The organism is Methylobacterium sp. WL12 (genome assembly GCF_008039475.1).
GTDB classification, from domain to species: Bacteria; Pseudomonadota; Alphaproteobacteria; order Rhizobiales; family Beijerinckiaceae; genus Methylobacterium; species Methylobacterium cerastii.
On the sequence record NZ_VRUW01000224.1, the window covers coordinates 1 to 856 of the forward strand.

At 64.1% G+C, this 856-nt stretch carries 1 pseudogene; it reads left to right on the top strand.

The window, feature by feature from the left end:
- Nucleotides 1-856 (top strand): annotated as a pseudogene (locus FV226_RS27620) (helix-turn-helix domain-containing protein); the annotation flags it as partial.

The following is an 856-nucleotide window of genomic DNA, read 5'->3' on the forward strand; positions in this document are numbered from 1 at the left end:
AGCAGAAGCGGTGATCAAGGACATTCGCCGGGCCACACGTCGGCAGTTCTCGTCCGAGGAGAAGATCCGCGTGGTGCTGGAAGGCTTGCGTGGCGAGGACAGCATTGCCGAGCTTTGCCGACGTGAGGGGATCGCCGCCTCGATGTACTACGGCTGGTCCAAGGAGTTCCTGGAGGCTGGCAAGAGGCGCCTGTCCGGCGACACGGCTCGTGCGGCCACCACGGATGAGGTGCGGGATCTGCGCCGCGAGACGGGGGCGCTGAAGGAGGTCGTGGCTGATCTCGTCCTGGAGAACCGTCTGCTTAAAAAAAGCATGAGCGGGGCTGGGGGCGACGAGGCATGAGCTACCCGGCCCCCGAGAAGCTGGAGATCATCCGGCTGGTCGAGCAATCCCACCTGCCGGTGCGTGCCACCCTGGACAAGCTCGGCATCACCCGCTCGACGTTCTACCGCTGGTACGACGCCTACCAGCGCGGCGGCCCCGAGGCGTTGAATGACCATTCCTCAAGGCCGAGCCGGGTCTGGAACCGCCTAACTGCAGAGATCCGCGAGCAGATCGTTGCTCTGGCCTTGGAGCAGCCTGAACTCAGTCCGCGTGAGCTGGCGGTGCGCTTCACCGACGAGCGCCGCTACTTCGTCTCGGAAGCGACCGTCTACCGGTTGCTCAAGTCTCAGGACCTGATCACCAGCCCGGCCTATATCGTCATCAAGGCCGCCGACGAGTTCCGCGATAAGACCACCGCGCCCAACCAGCTTTGGCAGACGGACTTCACCGACCTGAAGGTCGTTGGCTGGGGCTGGTACGACCTGTCGACGGTCCTGGACGACTTCTCACGCTACATCGTCGCCTGGAAGC